Origin of the sequence: Sulfurimonas denitrificans DSM 1251 (assembly GCF_000012965.1) — a bacterium.
In the GTDB taxonomy this organism is placed as follows: Bacteria; Campylobacterota; Campylobacteria; order Campylobacterales; family Sulfurimonadaceae; genus Sulfurimonas; species Sulfurimonas denitrificans.
Window position 1 is genome coordinate 741,701 of the sequence record NC_007575.1, and the last position, 14,582, is coordinate 756,282.

The window sequence follows — 14,582 nt, forward strand, 5'->3', positions numbered from 1 at the left end:
GATAGGAATATATACCATGTTAAAAGAGGCTATAAGTGAAATACAAAGAGGATGCGCTGAAATTATAGATGAGCCAAGGGTTGAGAAATTACTAAAAGCTTACTTTGAAAAAGGCGAGACATACACAGTTAAAGCTGGTTTTGATCCAACTGCACCAGATTTACATTTAGGTCACACTGTTCTTCTTCAAAAATTAGCTATTTTTCAAAAATATGGTGCAAGGGTACAGTTTCTTATAGGCGACTTTACCGCTCAAATTGGTGATCCATCAGGTAAGAGTGCAACTAGAAAAATTTTAAGTACTGAAGATATTTTAGAGAATGCAAAAAGCTATAAAGAGCAGGTTTTTAAAATACTTGATGCCTCTAAAACAGATGTAGTTTTTAACTCTGAGTGGTTAAATGCTCTTGGCGCTTCTGGCATGATAACATTAACAACTACTTTTAATGTTGCTAGAATGCTTGAGCGTGATGATTTTGACAAAAGATATAAAAGCGGTACATCAATTGCAATTAGTGAGTTTTTATACCCACTTCTTCAGGGATATGATAGCGTACATTTAAAGAGTGACATAGAGGTAGGCGGAACTGATCAAAAGTTTAATCTTCTTATGGGAAGACACTTGCAACGCTCTTATGATGTAGGAAAAGAGCAGGCTGTTTTAATGGTTCCTATTTTAGAGGGACTAGATGGTGTTCAAAAGATGAGTAAATCTTTGGGTAATTACATAGGCGTTAGTGAAAATCCAAATGAGATATTTGGTAAAGTACTTAGCATAAGCGATGAATTGATGTGGAGATATTACGAGCTTCTTAGTACAAAAACATTAGCAGAGATAGAGAGACTAAAGAGCGGAGTTGAAGCTGGCACGCTTCATCCAAAAAAAGTTAAAGAGGAGTTGGCGATTGAGATAACTGCTAGATTTCACTCCTCTGAGTCTGCACAAAATGCAAAAGATGAGTTTGATAGAGTTCATTCAAATAACCAGATACCAACAGAGATGGATGAATTTTCTTCATCTGAGGCTATATCTATAACAAAAGCACTCGTAGATTGCAATTTAACACCATCAACATCACAAGCAAGAAGAGATATTAAGCAAGGTGCTGTTAGAATAAACCAAGAAAAAATTGATGATGAAACTCTATCGTTAGAAAGTGGAGAGTACATACTTCAAGTTGGAAAAAGAAAATTTGCAAAGTTAAAGGTGAACTAATGGGTAATAGATCATTAAAGATTGGTAAACATATAATAGAAAAACCAATAGTTCAAGGCGGAATGGGTGTTGGAGTAAGTTGGGACTCTCTTGCTGGGAATGTCTCAAAAGAGGGCGGTTTGGGAGTGATAAGTGCTGTTGGAACTGGCTATTATGAAGATAAAAAGTATGCTTCAAAACTTGTAGCTGGAAGACCTCTTGATGTTCTTGGTTTCTACTCTAAAGAGGGGTTTGATGCAATTATAAAAAATGCAAGAAAAATTTGTGGAGATAAACCACTTGCTGCAAATATTTTATATGCGATTAACGATTATGAGCGTGTTGTAAGAGATGCTTGTGAGAGTGGAATTGATATTATTATAACAGGAGCTGGTCTTCCTACAAATATGCCAGAGTTTACAGAGGGCTATCCTGACGTTGCTCTTGTTCCCATAGTCTCATCAGCTAAGGCACTAAAGATAATTTGCAAAAGATGGCAGAAGAGATACAACAGACTTCCTGATGCAGTAGTTTTAGAGGGTCCAAAGAGTGGAGGACACCAAGGTTTTACTTATGAGCAGTGTGCAATGGAGGAAAACCAGTTGGAAAATCTAGTTAGACCGGTTGTGGAAGAGGCTGCTCTTTGGGGAGATATTCCAGTAATTGCAGCTGGTGGCATTTGGGATAAAAATGATATTGATGAGATGATGGCTCTTGGTGCCTCAGGTGTACAGATGGGAACTCGTTTTATTGCTACTCATGAGTGTGATGCACATGATAACTTCAAAAAAGTACTTCTTGATGCAAAAAAAGAGGATATTCAACTTTTTTCATCTCCTGTAGGTTATCCTGCTCAAGGAATTAGAACAAATTTAACTTTGCTTGTTGAGAAAAGAGAGGGACCAGCTATAAAATGTATATCAAACTGCGTTGCTCCATGTAATCGTGGTGAAGAGGCAAAAGAGGTTGGTTACTGTATTGCAGATAGATTGAGTGATGCGTATAATGGAAATCTTGAAACTGGGCTATTTTTCTCTGGCACAAATGGATATAGAGTTGATAAAATTATCTCAGTAAAAGAGCTAATGGATAAGCTAGTAAATGGTGAATAGTTTAAGATATGATTAAACCTTTTCTATTACTACTCTCTTTTTTTATAGCTTCAGGCTTATTTGCTAACAGTGAAATACTCAAACGTGCCCAAAAGCAGATGCAAAGTGGTTCTACAAGTGAAATTTTTCGTGCATATAATGACTATAAAAGTCTATATCTACATTCGATGGTAGAAGATGATTATGAGTTAAAAACAGAGTGTTTAGATGGCATAGTAAAGAGTGGAAATAGGCTAAGTATAGATGTAAGCAAGTATGAAGCGGAGCTAAAGAGCCTCTCTAAAACTAACTACAATAAACCAGAACCAAAAGCAAATAAAAAAACAAAGCATATTGAAGAAATACATGTAGAAACACTGGCTAAACTAAAATCAACTTCATGGCGTGGTGAAACACTTCTTATTGATTTTGACAAAAGTATAAGTGGCGAGCAGATTAACTATTTTACTCTACATGATAATAGAAAGAGTAAGTATAGATATGTTTTTGATATAAAAACTACAATGCTTACGAGTTCGCACAATATAAATAAAAATAGTGTCGCCAATATAAAAATTGCACAATTTAATCCTACAACTCTGCGTTTAGTTATAGAAAACAACTCTCCCCTTAAAATTACATATAACGTCAACAATAGTGCACTTGAGATAGCCCTTAACACTGAGGGTGTTACTGTTATAGCAGAAAAAAAAGTACAAGAAAAAAATATTTATGACAAAAGCATTCAATCAACAAAATATAACAACAAAACTATTGTTATTGATCCAGGACATGGCGGAACAGATCCAGGGGCTATTGGGCATAAAGGTTATAGAGAAAAAATCATAGTTTTTAATATCTCAAAAGAGCTAGAAAATATCTTAAGAGTGCGTGGTTATAAAGTCTTAATGACAAGAAAAGATGATACATTTGTAAAGTTAAGCAAAAGAACTGAGTTTGCAAATGATAAAAAAGCAGATATTTTTGTCAGTATTCATGCAAATGCAGTACCAGCTGCAAATGCTCAAAATGTACATGGTATTGAGTGCTATTTTCTCTCGCCTTCACGCTCAGAGAGAGCAAAAAAAGCAGCTGCACAGGAGAACTCTGCTGATATGAGTGATATGAACATGTATGGTAAAGATAGCTATCTGAACCTTTTAAACCACCACAATATTTTAGCTTCAAATAAACTAGCTATTGATTTGCAACGAGGAATGCTCGGGCTACTTAATCAAAAATATAGTGATGTAAAAGATGGTGGAGTGAGAGAGGGTCCTTTTTGGGTTTTAGTTGGAGCGCAAATGCCTTCTGTTTTAGTAGAAGTTGGTTTTATCTCACACCCAAAAGAGGCGGAGCGTCTAGTTAGCAACGATTATATAAAGCTCATTGCAAGAGGCTTAGCCGATGGGATTGAGAGATATTTTACAAATAACTAAAGAGGTATAAAAAAGATTAATTCTCTTTTTTATACTCTAAATCTCCAGCAATCGCCTCTTTTTCATTAATTATTTTTTCTATCTGTTTTTTTACTAAGTCATATCTGTACTGTTCTTTAAAGCCTATAATGCGACCTCCAGCAGCATTTGGATGTCCGCCTCCGCCACACCACTCTTTTGAAATCTGAGATACGCTTACGTTGTTGTTTGCTCTAAAGCTTAGTGTCCCTCTAAAGCTTACATCAACAATAAAATCATACTCTGGGTAGGCGAGTAAAAAGCCGTTCCCTATGATTGAAGTATTTCCAACTCCATAACTAAGAAAACCTCTATAACCTTTATAATAGATAGTTTTTTCATCTTTTGCATCTCCTAAGAGTTTTACAACATAAGTAGTTGCTAAATTATCTAGAGTGTCATTTTTATCTATTTTAAAAAAGTTTTTCTTTAACATGTGAATATTTTCATCTAAAACAATAGGAGCATCAGCCTCATCCATAAATTTTACAGCTTCATGTAAAAGTGATAGTTTGTAGTTATTGTCTTGCTCAGCGAACATAATCTTATTTAATTCTCTCATTTCACCAAGAAGACGCATACAAACTTTTCCATACTCAAAGTTTTTTTCCTCTTGCATTTTCCATAAATCAACCGCATTAACAATATTTACAAACTTGTCCATCCACAGCGGAGCATCAAGATTAAAGTTCTCTTTTGCATAATCATACGTGATTTTTGTAGCTGATCTGCTTGTGTCAAGAAAGTACCAGTTATATTTTTGAGCGCTCTCTTCACCAGTTGCATGATGGTCAAGAAGCAGGAGTTTTACCTCTTTTTTTTGAGTGTTTAGTTTTTCTACTTCACTGTTTAGCCATTTTGACTCATCTGGTGTCAAATTCAAATCTGTTGTTAAGATGGTTGCATCTTTGTCACTACTTATAATATTTTGTAAAATTAACTCTAAAGTCTGCTTTACTTCTGCACCATAGTTTGCGTTATAGTTAAACAGTTTATAGGGCGTGTATTTCATGACAAGTTGACAACTGTAGCCATCTAAGTCTGTGTGTGAGAGGTGGTGGATTATTTTATCGTTCATTTTTTTCCTTAAATTTACTTATTTATAGCAATAGAGCCCATAACTTCAAAAGTAGCACTAGAGTCAATTTCCGCATGAGAGAGCGTTACAACATCAAGAGAAAATCTCTCAAATATCTCAGCTACACCTCGGCGTAGCTGAGGATCTACTATGACAACAACAGGAGAAATTCCTTTTTGCAGTATTTCTGCTGCTTTAGCACTTGTCGCTTGTATTAGCGCATTTATCTCACTCACATTTAAGAGAAGATTACGCATGCCATCTCTCTCTTGAGATTTCTCTAAAAGAAGTTGTTCAGAAGCTGTATCAAACGTTAAGAGTCTTATGACTCCATCATCTGAAGAGTACATTTGAGTAATTATACGAGAGAGTTTAGCTCTCACTTGTTCTGTAATTATCTCAACATTTTTTGTGTACTCTGCAATATCTGCAATAGTTTCTAGGATGGTTAACATATCTTTAAGAGGGATTTTTTCATGAAGAAGTGCTTTGAGAACTCTTTGTATAAGCCCGATTGAAGCAACTTTTTGAACATCGTCAATAATAACTGGAAAGTCATTTTTAATTTTAGTGATAAGAGATTGCACCTCTTGTCTAGTTAAGAGGTCCTCAGCGTTTCTCTTAACAAGTTCACTCATGTGCGTTGAAATAACGGTAGCAGGATCTACAACAGTATAACCATTGATAATGGCATCCTCTTTTTGATTTGGCATAATCCACATCGCATCAAGCCCAAAAGCAGGCTCTTTTGTTGGCTCTCCTTTTATCTCGCCAGTTGCCATTCCGCTATCCATTGCGAGAAATTTATCTGGAATAATTTTGCCCTCACCAATGGAGATTCCCTTTAGAAGAATTTGATACTGTTGTGGAAGAAGATGAAGATTGTCTCTTATGCGAACCTGAGGCATTAAAAAGCCAAAGTCAGATGCGATTTTTCTTCTCATTGAGCGTATTCTCTCTAGTAAATCTCCACCTTGCGCGCTATCTGCAAGACGAATAAGTTGATATCCAAGAGTTAACTCTAGCATCTCTACCTTTAAGATATCTTCTAATGCAATCTCCTCCTCTTTTGCAATCTCTTCGTTGGTTTTTTTAGGTTTTAGAGCGCTTTTTTCTTTTGCTTGTATCTCTTTTTCTTTTGTGGATAATATTTTATCCACATTTAAGATAGTAAGCTCCCCTCTTTCATATTTATATATTGACCAACCAAGAAGTGCAAAGAGTATTCCAACAAATCCCATAGAGGCTGTTGGAAGTCCTGGAACAAGAGCAAAAAGAATCATGATACCACCAACAATCATCATGATTTTTGCATTACCAACCATCTGATTGATAGCGCCCTCTGCAAAGTTGTCTCCCTCTCCAGAAGAGCGAGTAATCATAATACCAGTCGCAGTAGAGATGATTAGTGCAGGTATCTGCCCAACCAAACCATCGCCGATAGTTAAAAGTGTAAAGACAGATGCGCTATCACTAACGCTCATGTTGTGTTGGAAAACACCTATTAAAAATCCTCCTATGATGTTAATGAGTGTAATAATAATACCAGCAACAGCATCACCCTTTACAAACTTACTAGATCCATCCATTGCCCCATAAAAATTTGCATCTTGAAGAATATCAGCTCTTCTCTTCTTTGCCTCTGCATCATCAATTAGACCAGCATTTAAGTCCGCATCAACTGCCATCTGTTTACCAGGCATAGAGTCAAGAGTAAAACGAGCTGCAACCTCTGCAACTCTAGTTGAGCCTTTTGTTATAACCATAAAATTTATAAGCACAAGGATAGAGAAAACCACAATACCAATCACATAGTTTCCACCAACCACAAAATTTCCAAAACTAGTTATGATGGAGCTTACTTCATCAACACCTTGATGCCCATGGCTTAAAATCATCCTAGTTGTTGCAATATTTAGTGCTAATCTAAAGAGTGTGAGAATCAAAATAAGTGTTGGAAAAGTTGTTAAATCTGTTGGTTTTGGAACATATAATGAGATAAGTAAAATAAGCACAGCTAACGCCATGGAGATAGTAAGAAGAAAATCTAAAATACCAGAAGGAAGAGGTACTATAATAATGGCTAAAATTGCCATTACAAAAATAACAACACTTAAATCTTTTTGTCTTATTAAAAAGTTTAGGGTTGTGCCAATTTGCTCTCTAGTAGTTAATTTTTTTGCCAATCTACTACTCTAAAATATCTGCTAAAGTTAAATCTGCTAAAAAAGAGTCTATCTTCCCTTGTAGTTTATTTAGAAATGGCCAGAGTGAACATAGTTGTGCTTTGCCAGATGGGCAAGAGTACATTGATGGTGAACACTCAAAAACTGCTGGAGCCTTTCCCTCAACTGACGCTATCACTTGAAGCATTTTTATATCTTTAGGCTCAAGCAAGAGAGAAAATCCGCCATTTACGCCCTTAAACGACTTCAAAATACCATGTTTTGCCATGGCTTGAAGAATTTTTGCTAGAAAGCTTTTAGGAATTGAGAGTTGAGTTGATAATGTTTCGCTATCCATCGGAGCTGAAGCTTTAGATAGGACTATAAGAGAGAGAATGGCATATTCACTAGCACGAGTTATTAACATATTTATTACTTTATTTTATTTTTGTAAATTATATCAAAAGAAGTTGAAATAAAATAGGAAATCAGATATTATTTCACTTCAACTTTATACACTGATTTGTGTGACTGTTAGATTAAAATACCTTTTGGAGGCTATTATGGCTTTAGATTCGGCTAAAAAACAAGAAATTGTTACAAAATTTGGACGTGGTGAGAATGACACTGGTTCTAGTGAAGTTCAAATCGCTCTTTTAACAAAAAGAATCAGTGATTTAACTGAACACTTAAAAGTGTTCAAAAAAGATCATGCATCAAGACTAGGTCTTTTAAAATTAGTAGGACAACGTCGTCGTCTTATGAGATATTTTAAGAGAAAAGATAAAGATGCTTACCTTAAACTTGTTGCAGAATTAGGTATTAGAGATAATATCTAATTATTTGTTACGCACTCAAACGACGAAAACGTCCGTTTGAGCGGGAGGGACTAATACCCAAGGGGCAGTTCTAGTCCTTTCCACCCCCCCTAAAGCTACGAAAAACCATGTTTTTTAAGAATTATAAATTTTTTTATACTCTTTTTCTAAAAGTGCTTTAAGTTAAAGAAATATCTCTACCGCTCTTTTTAAATCTTCCTCTGTATCTATCCCAAAACCTGTACTTGCTACTTTTACCATACTAATTTTTTTTTGATGATAAATTGCTCGGAGTTGCTCTAGCTTCTCTATATCTTCTATTGGTGCATCTCTTAGATTGCAAAACTCACTTAAACTTTTTTTACTAAAGCCATAAATCCCAATATGCCCAAAATATTGAGCTTCTCCACTTCTGTTAAAAGGTATTGCTGAGCGAGAAAAATAGATAGCGTTGCTTTTGTCATCAAGAACAACTTTTACCATATTTGGATCTTGGGCTGATTGGCTATTTATTGAGTTGTAACAACTTGCCATGATGAAATCTTCATTATCGTTTTTTAAACTCTCTAATCTCTGTATGAGTTTTTCTACCACTTGAGTCTCTATAAAAGGCTCATCTGCTTGAACATTTATAACAATCTCATCATCTGCTAAATTTAAGATGTTTGCACACTCATTGATTCGGTCTGTTCCGCTTTTATGAGTAGTTGATGTCATCATAACTTCTATACCATGAGCTCTACATGTAGAAGCGATTATCTCATCATCAGCTGCAACTACAACTCTATCTAAATGAGCTACTCTTTTTGCAGTTCTAACGACCATCGGTAAGCCGCCAATATCTGCTAATACTTTTTGTGGAAACCTTGTTGAAGCAAGCCTTGCTGGAATAATTATCATTTAAAGCCTTTAAGATATAATTACAAAATTATATCCAAAAATGAATTTTTAGGACTTTTTTTATATGCTTCTTTATCAGCCATCTAGTGGATATTGTTACAACAGCGACTCTATATTTTTATATGACTTTATCAGCTCCTTTAAGCCAAAAGGAAGAGTTTTGGATGTTGGGGCAGGGTGTGGAGTAGTTGGGCTTTTAGTAGCAAAAGATAATGAAAAAGTTGAATTAGAAGCGGTTGAAAAGCAAGAGCTTTTTGTAAAGTATGCAACAATCAACGCTAGAGTGAACAAAATACCTTACAAAATTCATAAAAGTGACTTTTTAGAGCTTGATGAAGAGTCAAAATATGACTACATAATCTCAAATCCGCCTTTTTATCATGATGGAGTGACAAAAAGTGAAAATGAGATGTTATTTAATGCAAGATATAATAGCAACTTGCCATTAGAGCAGTTTTTTAAAAAAGTTACAAAAATATTAAAACCAAATTCGCACTTTATATTTTGTTATGATGCGTCACAGTTTGGACTGATTTGTGAAGAGTTGAGTAAAGTGAAAATGAGAGCGGTGGATGTGCAGTTTATCCATTCAAAGATAGATAGAGTTGCTTCACTTGTGATGATACATGCAAGAAACGGTTCAAAATCTCTTATGAAAATTTTGCCTCCATTTATCAGTTTTGAGGGCGATGAGTTTTCACAAAAAGCAAAAGAAATATATAAAAAAGCCAGTACACAGAGCATAAAATGTCAGATATGATAAAAAAAGATGGATACGATTACAAATTTAATCCTTTAGCCTGTCAAACATGTCAGGCAAAATGTTGCACAGGCGAGAGCGGGTACATATATGTCAATGCTTCAGAGATAGAAGCTATTGCTGCTTTTTGTACTCTTAGTGCTGAAGATTTTACAAAAAAGTATCTCTTTAAAAATGGGTACAAATACTCAATAAAAGAGAGAAAAGTACAAGAGAGTTATGAGTGTGCCTTTTACGATAGAGCCTCAAACGGTTGTTTGATTTATGATGTTCGCCCACAGCAGTGTAAAACATTTCCTTTTTGGGACTATTTTAAAACAAGAGTCGATGAGTTAAAACTTGAGTGCCCAGGAGTGGTAGATGCCATATAGCATAAAATTGCTTTTGCTAACAATGCTTTTTTTTAGTGGATGTAGCGCTATGAGCCAGCCACCCATTAGAGGAGGGCATGAGAAAAGTTTTGAGAATGAAGATTTTTATATATTAACTGCAATATATTTAGAGGAGCTTCAAGACTATAACAGCTCTTCACAGATATTTGAAACACTTTATAAAGAGACAACAAAAAAAGAGTATCTATATCGCTCACTTAAAAATGATTTAGTTGCGCAAAAGTTTGAAAAAGTGATTCAAAGAGTTGATTTAGAGAAAAACATATCAGAGGATTACGAACTTTTAAAGATAAAGACAGTTGCTTTGATAAAACAAGAGAGAGTCCTTGAAGCAAAAGAGTTGGCCTTGAAAATGAGTGAAATCTCAAAAAATATTGATGATTATCTCTTGGTATCTGATATTTATATAAAGTTAAAAGAGTATGAAAATGGAGTTGCATATTTAGAAAATATATATGCTATAAATCCTGATGAGAAAATAATAGATAGAATTGCTATCATTATGTATGTTGAACTAGATAGAAAAAAAGACGCAATTGCTCAACTAGAAGCACACTCAAGAATTCATGGCTGTTCAGAGTTTATATGTAACAAACTTATTGGATTTTATAGTAACGAAAATGATATTGATGCTCTTTTATCAACTTATTTGAGGGTATATAAACTAGATAAAAATATAGAGATAGCAAAAAAAATAGTACAGATTTATGGATATAAAAAAGATTATAAAAAAATGAGCGAATTTTTAGAGCTAAGCGCAATAGATCAAGAACTTTTGCTACAACTCTATATACAAGAAAAAGATTATAAAAGGGCAACAGTTATAGCAAAGGAGCTCTACAAAGAGAGCGGTGATGTTACATTTTTGGCACAAAGTGCTATTTTTGAGTACGAAAGCAGCGAAGACAAAAACAACAAAATAATGCTTCAAAGTGTAGTTTCAAAGCTAGAAGAGGTAGTAAAAATAAGTAAGGAATCCATGAACCTTAACTACTTAGGCTATTTGCTAATAGATCATGATATAGATGTAAAAAAAGGGATGGAGTATATTAAAGAGGCACTAAAGATAGAGCCTGATTCTGCTTACTACCTTGATTCTCTTGCATGGGGATACTATAAACTAAAAAATTGCAAAGAGGCTCTAAAAATCATCAAAAAAGTTCAAAAACTAGATGGTGGTGATAATGAAGAGGTTTTAAAACATATAGAGATGATAGAAGAGTGTTATAAAAATTCAAAAGGGACAAAATGATTTTAGATGAGATAATTAAAAAAACAAGAGAAGATATTATAAAAAGAGAGAGCGAGTTCTCTCTTGATTGGTTAGGACGCTCACTGGCTTTTAACTCAAGAGCGCCAAGGGATGTGTTTTCATACTTAAGTGCAACACCAGAAGATCCATACAGAGTAATCGCTGAGGTTAAAAAAGCCTCCCCCTCAAGAGGCGTTATAAGAGAAAACTTTGACCCTATTGCAATTGCTCAAAGTTATGAAATAGGAGGAGCTAGTGCCATCTCAATTCTTACAGAACCTCATTTTTTTCAAGGAAACTTGGACTATTTAGCTCAAATAAGAAGATATGTAAGTATTCCACTGCTTAGAAAAGATTTTATAGTAACAAAATATCAGATACTAGAGGCTTTGGTTCATGGAGCCGACTTTATACTTTTAATTGCTGCAGCTCTTAGTAAGGCAGAGTTAAAAGAGCTTTTAGGATATACAAGACACTTAGGCATGGAAGCGTTAGTTGAGGTACATGATAAAAGTGATTTAGTAAAAGCTATCTATGCGGGAAGTGATATTATCGGAATTAACCATAGAAATCTACAAACTTTTGAGATGAATATGAATCTCTCTTATGAGCTAATCCCTCTTATTCCAAATGGCAAAATTATAGTCGCAGAGAGTGGAATATATGAGCATGGACAGCTTGAAGATTTAAGTAAAGCTGGAGTGGATGCTTTTTTAGTAGGTGAATCACTTATGAGAGAAGATGATGAAGAGGCTGCATTAAAAAAATTAAAATTTGGCAGCAACTAGAGTGAAAAACTCTAGTTTATTTATGAAAGCAGCACTTTAGCGCACTCGCTTACTCGTTTCCCATCTGCTTTGCTTGATAACTCTTTAGTCGCTGTTCCCATCACTTTTCCCAAATCTTTTATGGTTGAAGCGCCTGTTTTTGCTATGATATCTTTTATAGCTAATGTAAGTTCCTCATCATTTAGTTGAGCTGGAAGATACTCTTTGTAGTATTCTATCTCATCGAGTTCAATCTGCATTAAATCTTCTCGATTTGCATTTTTATACTGAGTAGCTGCATCATCTCTTCTTTTTACTTGAGAGAGTATGATTTTTATAACATCATCATCATTAAGCTCTTTTCTCTCATCAACCTCTATCTGTTTAAAGGCGCTACTAAGAAGCCTTAGGGCATCTCTTTTTTTAGCATCTTTTGCTTTCATAGCATCTTTTATATCGCTGTTTATTCTCTCTCTTAGACTCATTTTTTTCCTTTTTGTGGTGGAACTATTATTGCTATCATTATAACGAAATAAAGAGATTAAAAATAAAGAGATAAATAATGATAAGAAATTTTTTACTGTTTTTCATGCCCATTTATGCTATACTATTTTTATCTGGGTGTACTGCAAATTTAAGTGACCCTGAAATTGATTTTGAGCCTCCTGCATACGTTGAGGAGATGCCTTCAAAAGAGGATAATAAAGACTTCACTTCTGTTGGAAGCGTATTTGGACAAGGGGAGAATCCTCTCTTTTCAGATCACAAGGCTATGCATGTAAATGATATAGTTACTGTTATCATCTCAGAGAATACACAGAGTTCAAATAGTGGCTCAAAACAGATAAGTGAGAGTGACTCGCTCAATTTAGGTGGAGGAGCTTTCACCTCTGCTGGCACAAATTCAGCTGTCAATTCAGCTGTTAGTAAACTAAATGGCATAGCAAATTTGGGATTTGGAAGTACTTCTGATAGTGCATACAAAGGGCAGGGAAGTGCAACAAAAGATGCCTCTTTTACAACAACTGTTTCAGCTAGGATAGTAAAAGTTTTACAAAATGGAAACTATTTTATCTCTGGAAAAAGAGAAATTTTGGTTGATAACCAAAAGCAGATTATTCAAATCGGTGGGGTTATTCGCCCTTATGATATAGATCAGGGAAATAGAATTAACTCTTCACAAATGAGTGAAGCTAAAATTCTCTATAAAACACAAGGAGATGTTGAACGTGCTACAGATAGAGGTTGGGGAACAAAAATTATTCAGTCTGTTTGGCCGTTTTAGCCTTATATTACTATTCGTTTATGCAACACTTAACTCAGCAGAGAGCTTTAAAGATTTTAAAAAAGTTCAAACAGAGTCGTTTGAGAACTATAAAGATGAGAGAGACAAAAGTTTTAATGAATACTTGAAAAAAGAGTGGAGAGATTATACGCAGATAAAACCAATCCCTTTTTATGAAGAGCCAAAACCTCAAGATATCACTCCAGCAAAAGCACAAACGATAACTCCAGTTGGTCCAAAAATTTATATTAAGTCAAAAGAAGAGGCAGAAAAAAAAGATAGTAATGACTCTTTACATGTAGTAATAAAAATAGCTCCTAAAAAAGACAAAGATATGACTTTTGATTTTTTTGGAACAAAATTAGGTTTTGATATATCGCAAGATTTAAAAAAAGCGACATATTATCCACAAAATCAAACTGGAATATCAAATTTTTTCTCTAAGGCAGCATCTAGTGAATATGAGCCACTTTTAGCAGATATAGATAAAATTTCTAAAGAGATGAATTTAAATGACTGGGCAATCTATCTCCTTGTTAGCAAAATATCGCAGATGACATTTAGCGATGAGGATAGTTCAAATCTTCTAAGTTGGTTTTTGCTAAATAAACTTGGATACTCCGTAAAAGCAGCCATATCAAATAAACATGTAGTGCTTTTACACTACTCAAAAAAAATTATATACTCTACTCCAAGCTATAAATTTGATGGCAAAGAGTTCTATGCAGTCCAAAACTATGCAAAAAAAGGTAGTGTGCAAAGGGTTTTTTCTTATGAGCAAGATTACCCAAATGCTACAAAAGAGCTTGATTTATCGCTTAAAGTTTTACCAAATTTTGAAAAAAATATTCAAACAAAACTACTTAGTTTTTCACTATCTGCAAAAAAATATGAGTTGCCAATTTCCTACAATAAAAATCTTATAGATTTTATGGCAACTTATCCTCAAGCTGATTATGAAACATTTTTTAATGCACCTCTTGAAGAAGTTACATATAGTGAGTTAAGCCGTGCATTTAAGGAGTATATTCAAGGTAAAAAAGCTAGTGAGGCTATAAATTTTGTACTTCATTTTGTGCAAAATGCTTTTAGATATGAGATAGATCAAGAGCAATTTTCAAGAGAAAAAGTCATGTTTGCACAAGAGACTCTCTACTACGATAAGTCAGATTGTGAAGATAGAGCGATACTTTTTTCATATTTGATAAAAGAGTTCTTTGGTATCAGCGTTGTTGGTGTAAAATACAAAGACCATATGGCAACAGCCCTTTATATACCGTTAGAGGGTGATAGTGTATCTGTAAAGTCAAAACGATTTGTTATAGCAGACCCAACATATATAAATGCAACAGTTGGTATGAGTATGTCAAAATATAAGGCGATAAAACCAGAGAGTTATATTGTTGTAAAAGAAGATTAAAT

15 protein-coding genes are annotated in these 14,582 nt (G+C 34.4%); 10 read left to right on the plus strand and 5 right to left on the minus strand.

The genetic code is table 11. From position 1 onward, the window contains the following. Positions 1–16 precede the first annotated feature (16 nt). From tyrS to SUDEN_RS03785, 3 genes are read left to right on the plus strand one after another with little or no spacing between them, the layout of a single operon-like run. Complete coding sequence (tyrS, locus tag SUDEN_RS03775; RefSeq protein ID WP_011372353.1) at positions 17–1,216, plus strand: tyrosine--tRNA ligase; 1,200 nt, start codon at positions 17–19, stop codon at positions 1,214–1,216. Next, positions 1,216–2,307: a nitronate monooxygenase gene (locus SUDEN_RS03780; RefSeq protein ID WP_011372354.1), complete on the plus strand. Its 1,092-nt coding sequence runs from the start codon at positions 1,216–1,218 to the stop codon at positions 2,305–2,307. The genes tyrS and SUDEN_RS03780 overlap by 1 nt, the downstream gene beginning before the upstream one ends. A gap of 8 nt (positions 2,308–2,315) precedes the next feature. Then, on the plus strand, positions 2,316–3,725 hold the full coding sequence (locus tag SUDEN_RS03785; protein WP_011372355.1) for an N-acetylmuramoyl-L-alanine amidase: 1,410 nt from the start codon (positions 2,316–2,318) through the stop codon (positions 3,723–3,725). 16 nt (positions 3,726–3,741) lie between these two features. On the opposite strand, the gene SUDEN_RS03790 is transcribed toward SUDEN_RS03785, so the two are convergent. The 3 genes from SUDEN_RS03790 to SUDEN_RS03800 are packed head-to-tail and all read right to left on the minus strand — an operon-like array spanning position 3,742 to position 7,413. After that, a complete protein-coding gene (locus SUDEN_RS03790; protein ID WP_011372356.1) occupies positions 3,742–4,821 on the minus strand; it encodes a DHH family phosphoesterase in 1,080 nt (359 codons plus the stop codon). Between the two features lie 14 nt (positions 4,822–4,835). Continuing rightward, positions 4,836–7,007: a flagellar biosynthesis protein FlhA gene (gene flhA / locus SUDEN_RS03795; RefSeq protein WP_011372357.1), complete on the minus strand. Its 2,172-nt coding sequence runs from the start codon at positions 7,005–7,007 to the stop codon at positions 4,836–4,838. A gap of 4 nt (positions 7,008–7,011) precedes the next feature. Next, positions 7,012–7,413, minus strand: a complete 402-nt coding sequence (locus SUDEN_RS03800; protein WP_011372358.1) for an RrF2 family transcriptional regulator — start codon at positions 7,411–7,413, stop codon at positions 7,012–7,014. A gap of 136 nt (positions 7,414–7,549) precedes the next feature. Here SUDEN_RS03800 and rpsO point away from each other — a divergent pair, with 136 nt between their 5' ends. Continuing rightward, positions 7,550–7,825, plus strand: coding sequence for a 30S ribosomal protein S15 (gene rpsO, locus SUDEN_RS03805; RefSeq protein ID WP_011372359.1), 276 nt, complete (start codon positions 7,550–7,552; stop codon positions 7,823–7,825). Positions 7,826–7,987: 162 nt separating this feature from the next. On the opposite strand, the gene kdsB is transcribed toward rpsO, so the two are convergent. Next, positions 7,988–8,704, minus strand: a complete 717-nt coding sequence (kdsB, locus tag SUDEN_RS03810; protein WP_011372360.1) for a 3-deoxy-manno-octulosonate cytidylyltransferase — start codon at positions 8,702–8,704, stop codon at positions 7,988–7,990. A 64-nt stretch (positions 8,705–8,768) separates the two neighbouring features. Here kdsB and SUDEN_RS03815 point away from each other — a divergent pair, with 64 nt between their 5' ends. The 4 genes from SUDEN_RS03815 to trpC are packed head-to-tail and all read left to right on the plus strand — an operon-like array spanning position 8,769 to position 11,896. Next, positions 8,769–9,464, plus strand: a complete 696-nt coding sequence (locus SUDEN_RS03815; protein ID WP_011372361.1) for a tRNA1(Val) (adenine(37)-N6)-methyltransferase — start codon at positions 8,769–8,771, stop codon at positions 9,462–9,464. Further along, positions 9,452–9,835, plus strand: coding sequence for a YkgJ family cysteine cluster protein (locus SUDEN_RS03820; RefSeq protein ID WP_011372362.1), 384 nt, complete (start codon positions 9,452–9,454; stop codon positions 9,833–9,835). The genes SUDEN_RS03815 and SUDEN_RS03820 overlap by 13 nt, the downstream gene beginning before the upstream one ends. Further along, the gene (locus SUDEN_RS03825) at positions 9,825–11,108 is read left to right on the plus strand and encodes a tetratricopeptide repeat protein (protein WP_011372363.1); all 1,284 of its coding nucleotides are present in this window, start codon (positions 9,825–9,827) and stop codon (positions 11,106–11,108) included. Before SUDEN_RS03820 ends, SUDEN_RS03825 begins: the two co-directional genes overlap by 11 nt. After that, positions 11,105–11,896, plus strand: coding sequence for an indole-3-glycerol phosphate synthase TrpC (gene trpC / locus SUDEN_RS03830; RefSeq protein ID WP_011372364.1), 792 nt, complete (start codon positions 11,105–11,107; stop codon positions 11,894–11,896). The genes SUDEN_RS03825 and trpC overlap by 4 nt, the downstream gene beginning before the upstream one ends. 20 nt (positions 11,897–11,916) lie before the next feature. Here the strand turns inward: trpC and SUDEN_RS03835 are convergent, their stop codons facing one another. Further along, on the minus strand, positions 11,917–12,360 hold the full coding sequence (locus tag SUDEN_RS03835; protein WP_011372365.1) for a GatB/YqeY domain-containing protein: 444 nt from the start codon (positions 12,358–12,360) through the stop codon (positions 11,917–11,919). Positions 12,361–12,437: 77 nt separating this feature from the next. Between SUDEN_RS03835 and flgH the strand changes: the two genes are divergently transcribed. Further along, positions 12,438–13,160: a flagellar basal body L-ring protein FlgH gene (gene flgH / locus SUDEN_RS03840; protein ID WP_011372366.1), complete on the plus strand. Its 723-nt coding sequence runs from the start codon at positions 12,438–12,440 to the stop codon at positions 13,158–13,160. After that, on the plus strand, positions 13,096–14,580 hold the full coding sequence (locus tag SUDEN_RS03845) for a hypothetical protein (protein WP_238374823.1): 1,485 nt from the start codon (positions 13,096–13,098) through the stop codon (positions 14,578–14,580). The genes flgH and SUDEN_RS03845 overlap by 65 nt, the downstream gene beginning before the upstream one ends. Positions 14,581–14,582: the final 2 nt, after the last annotated feature.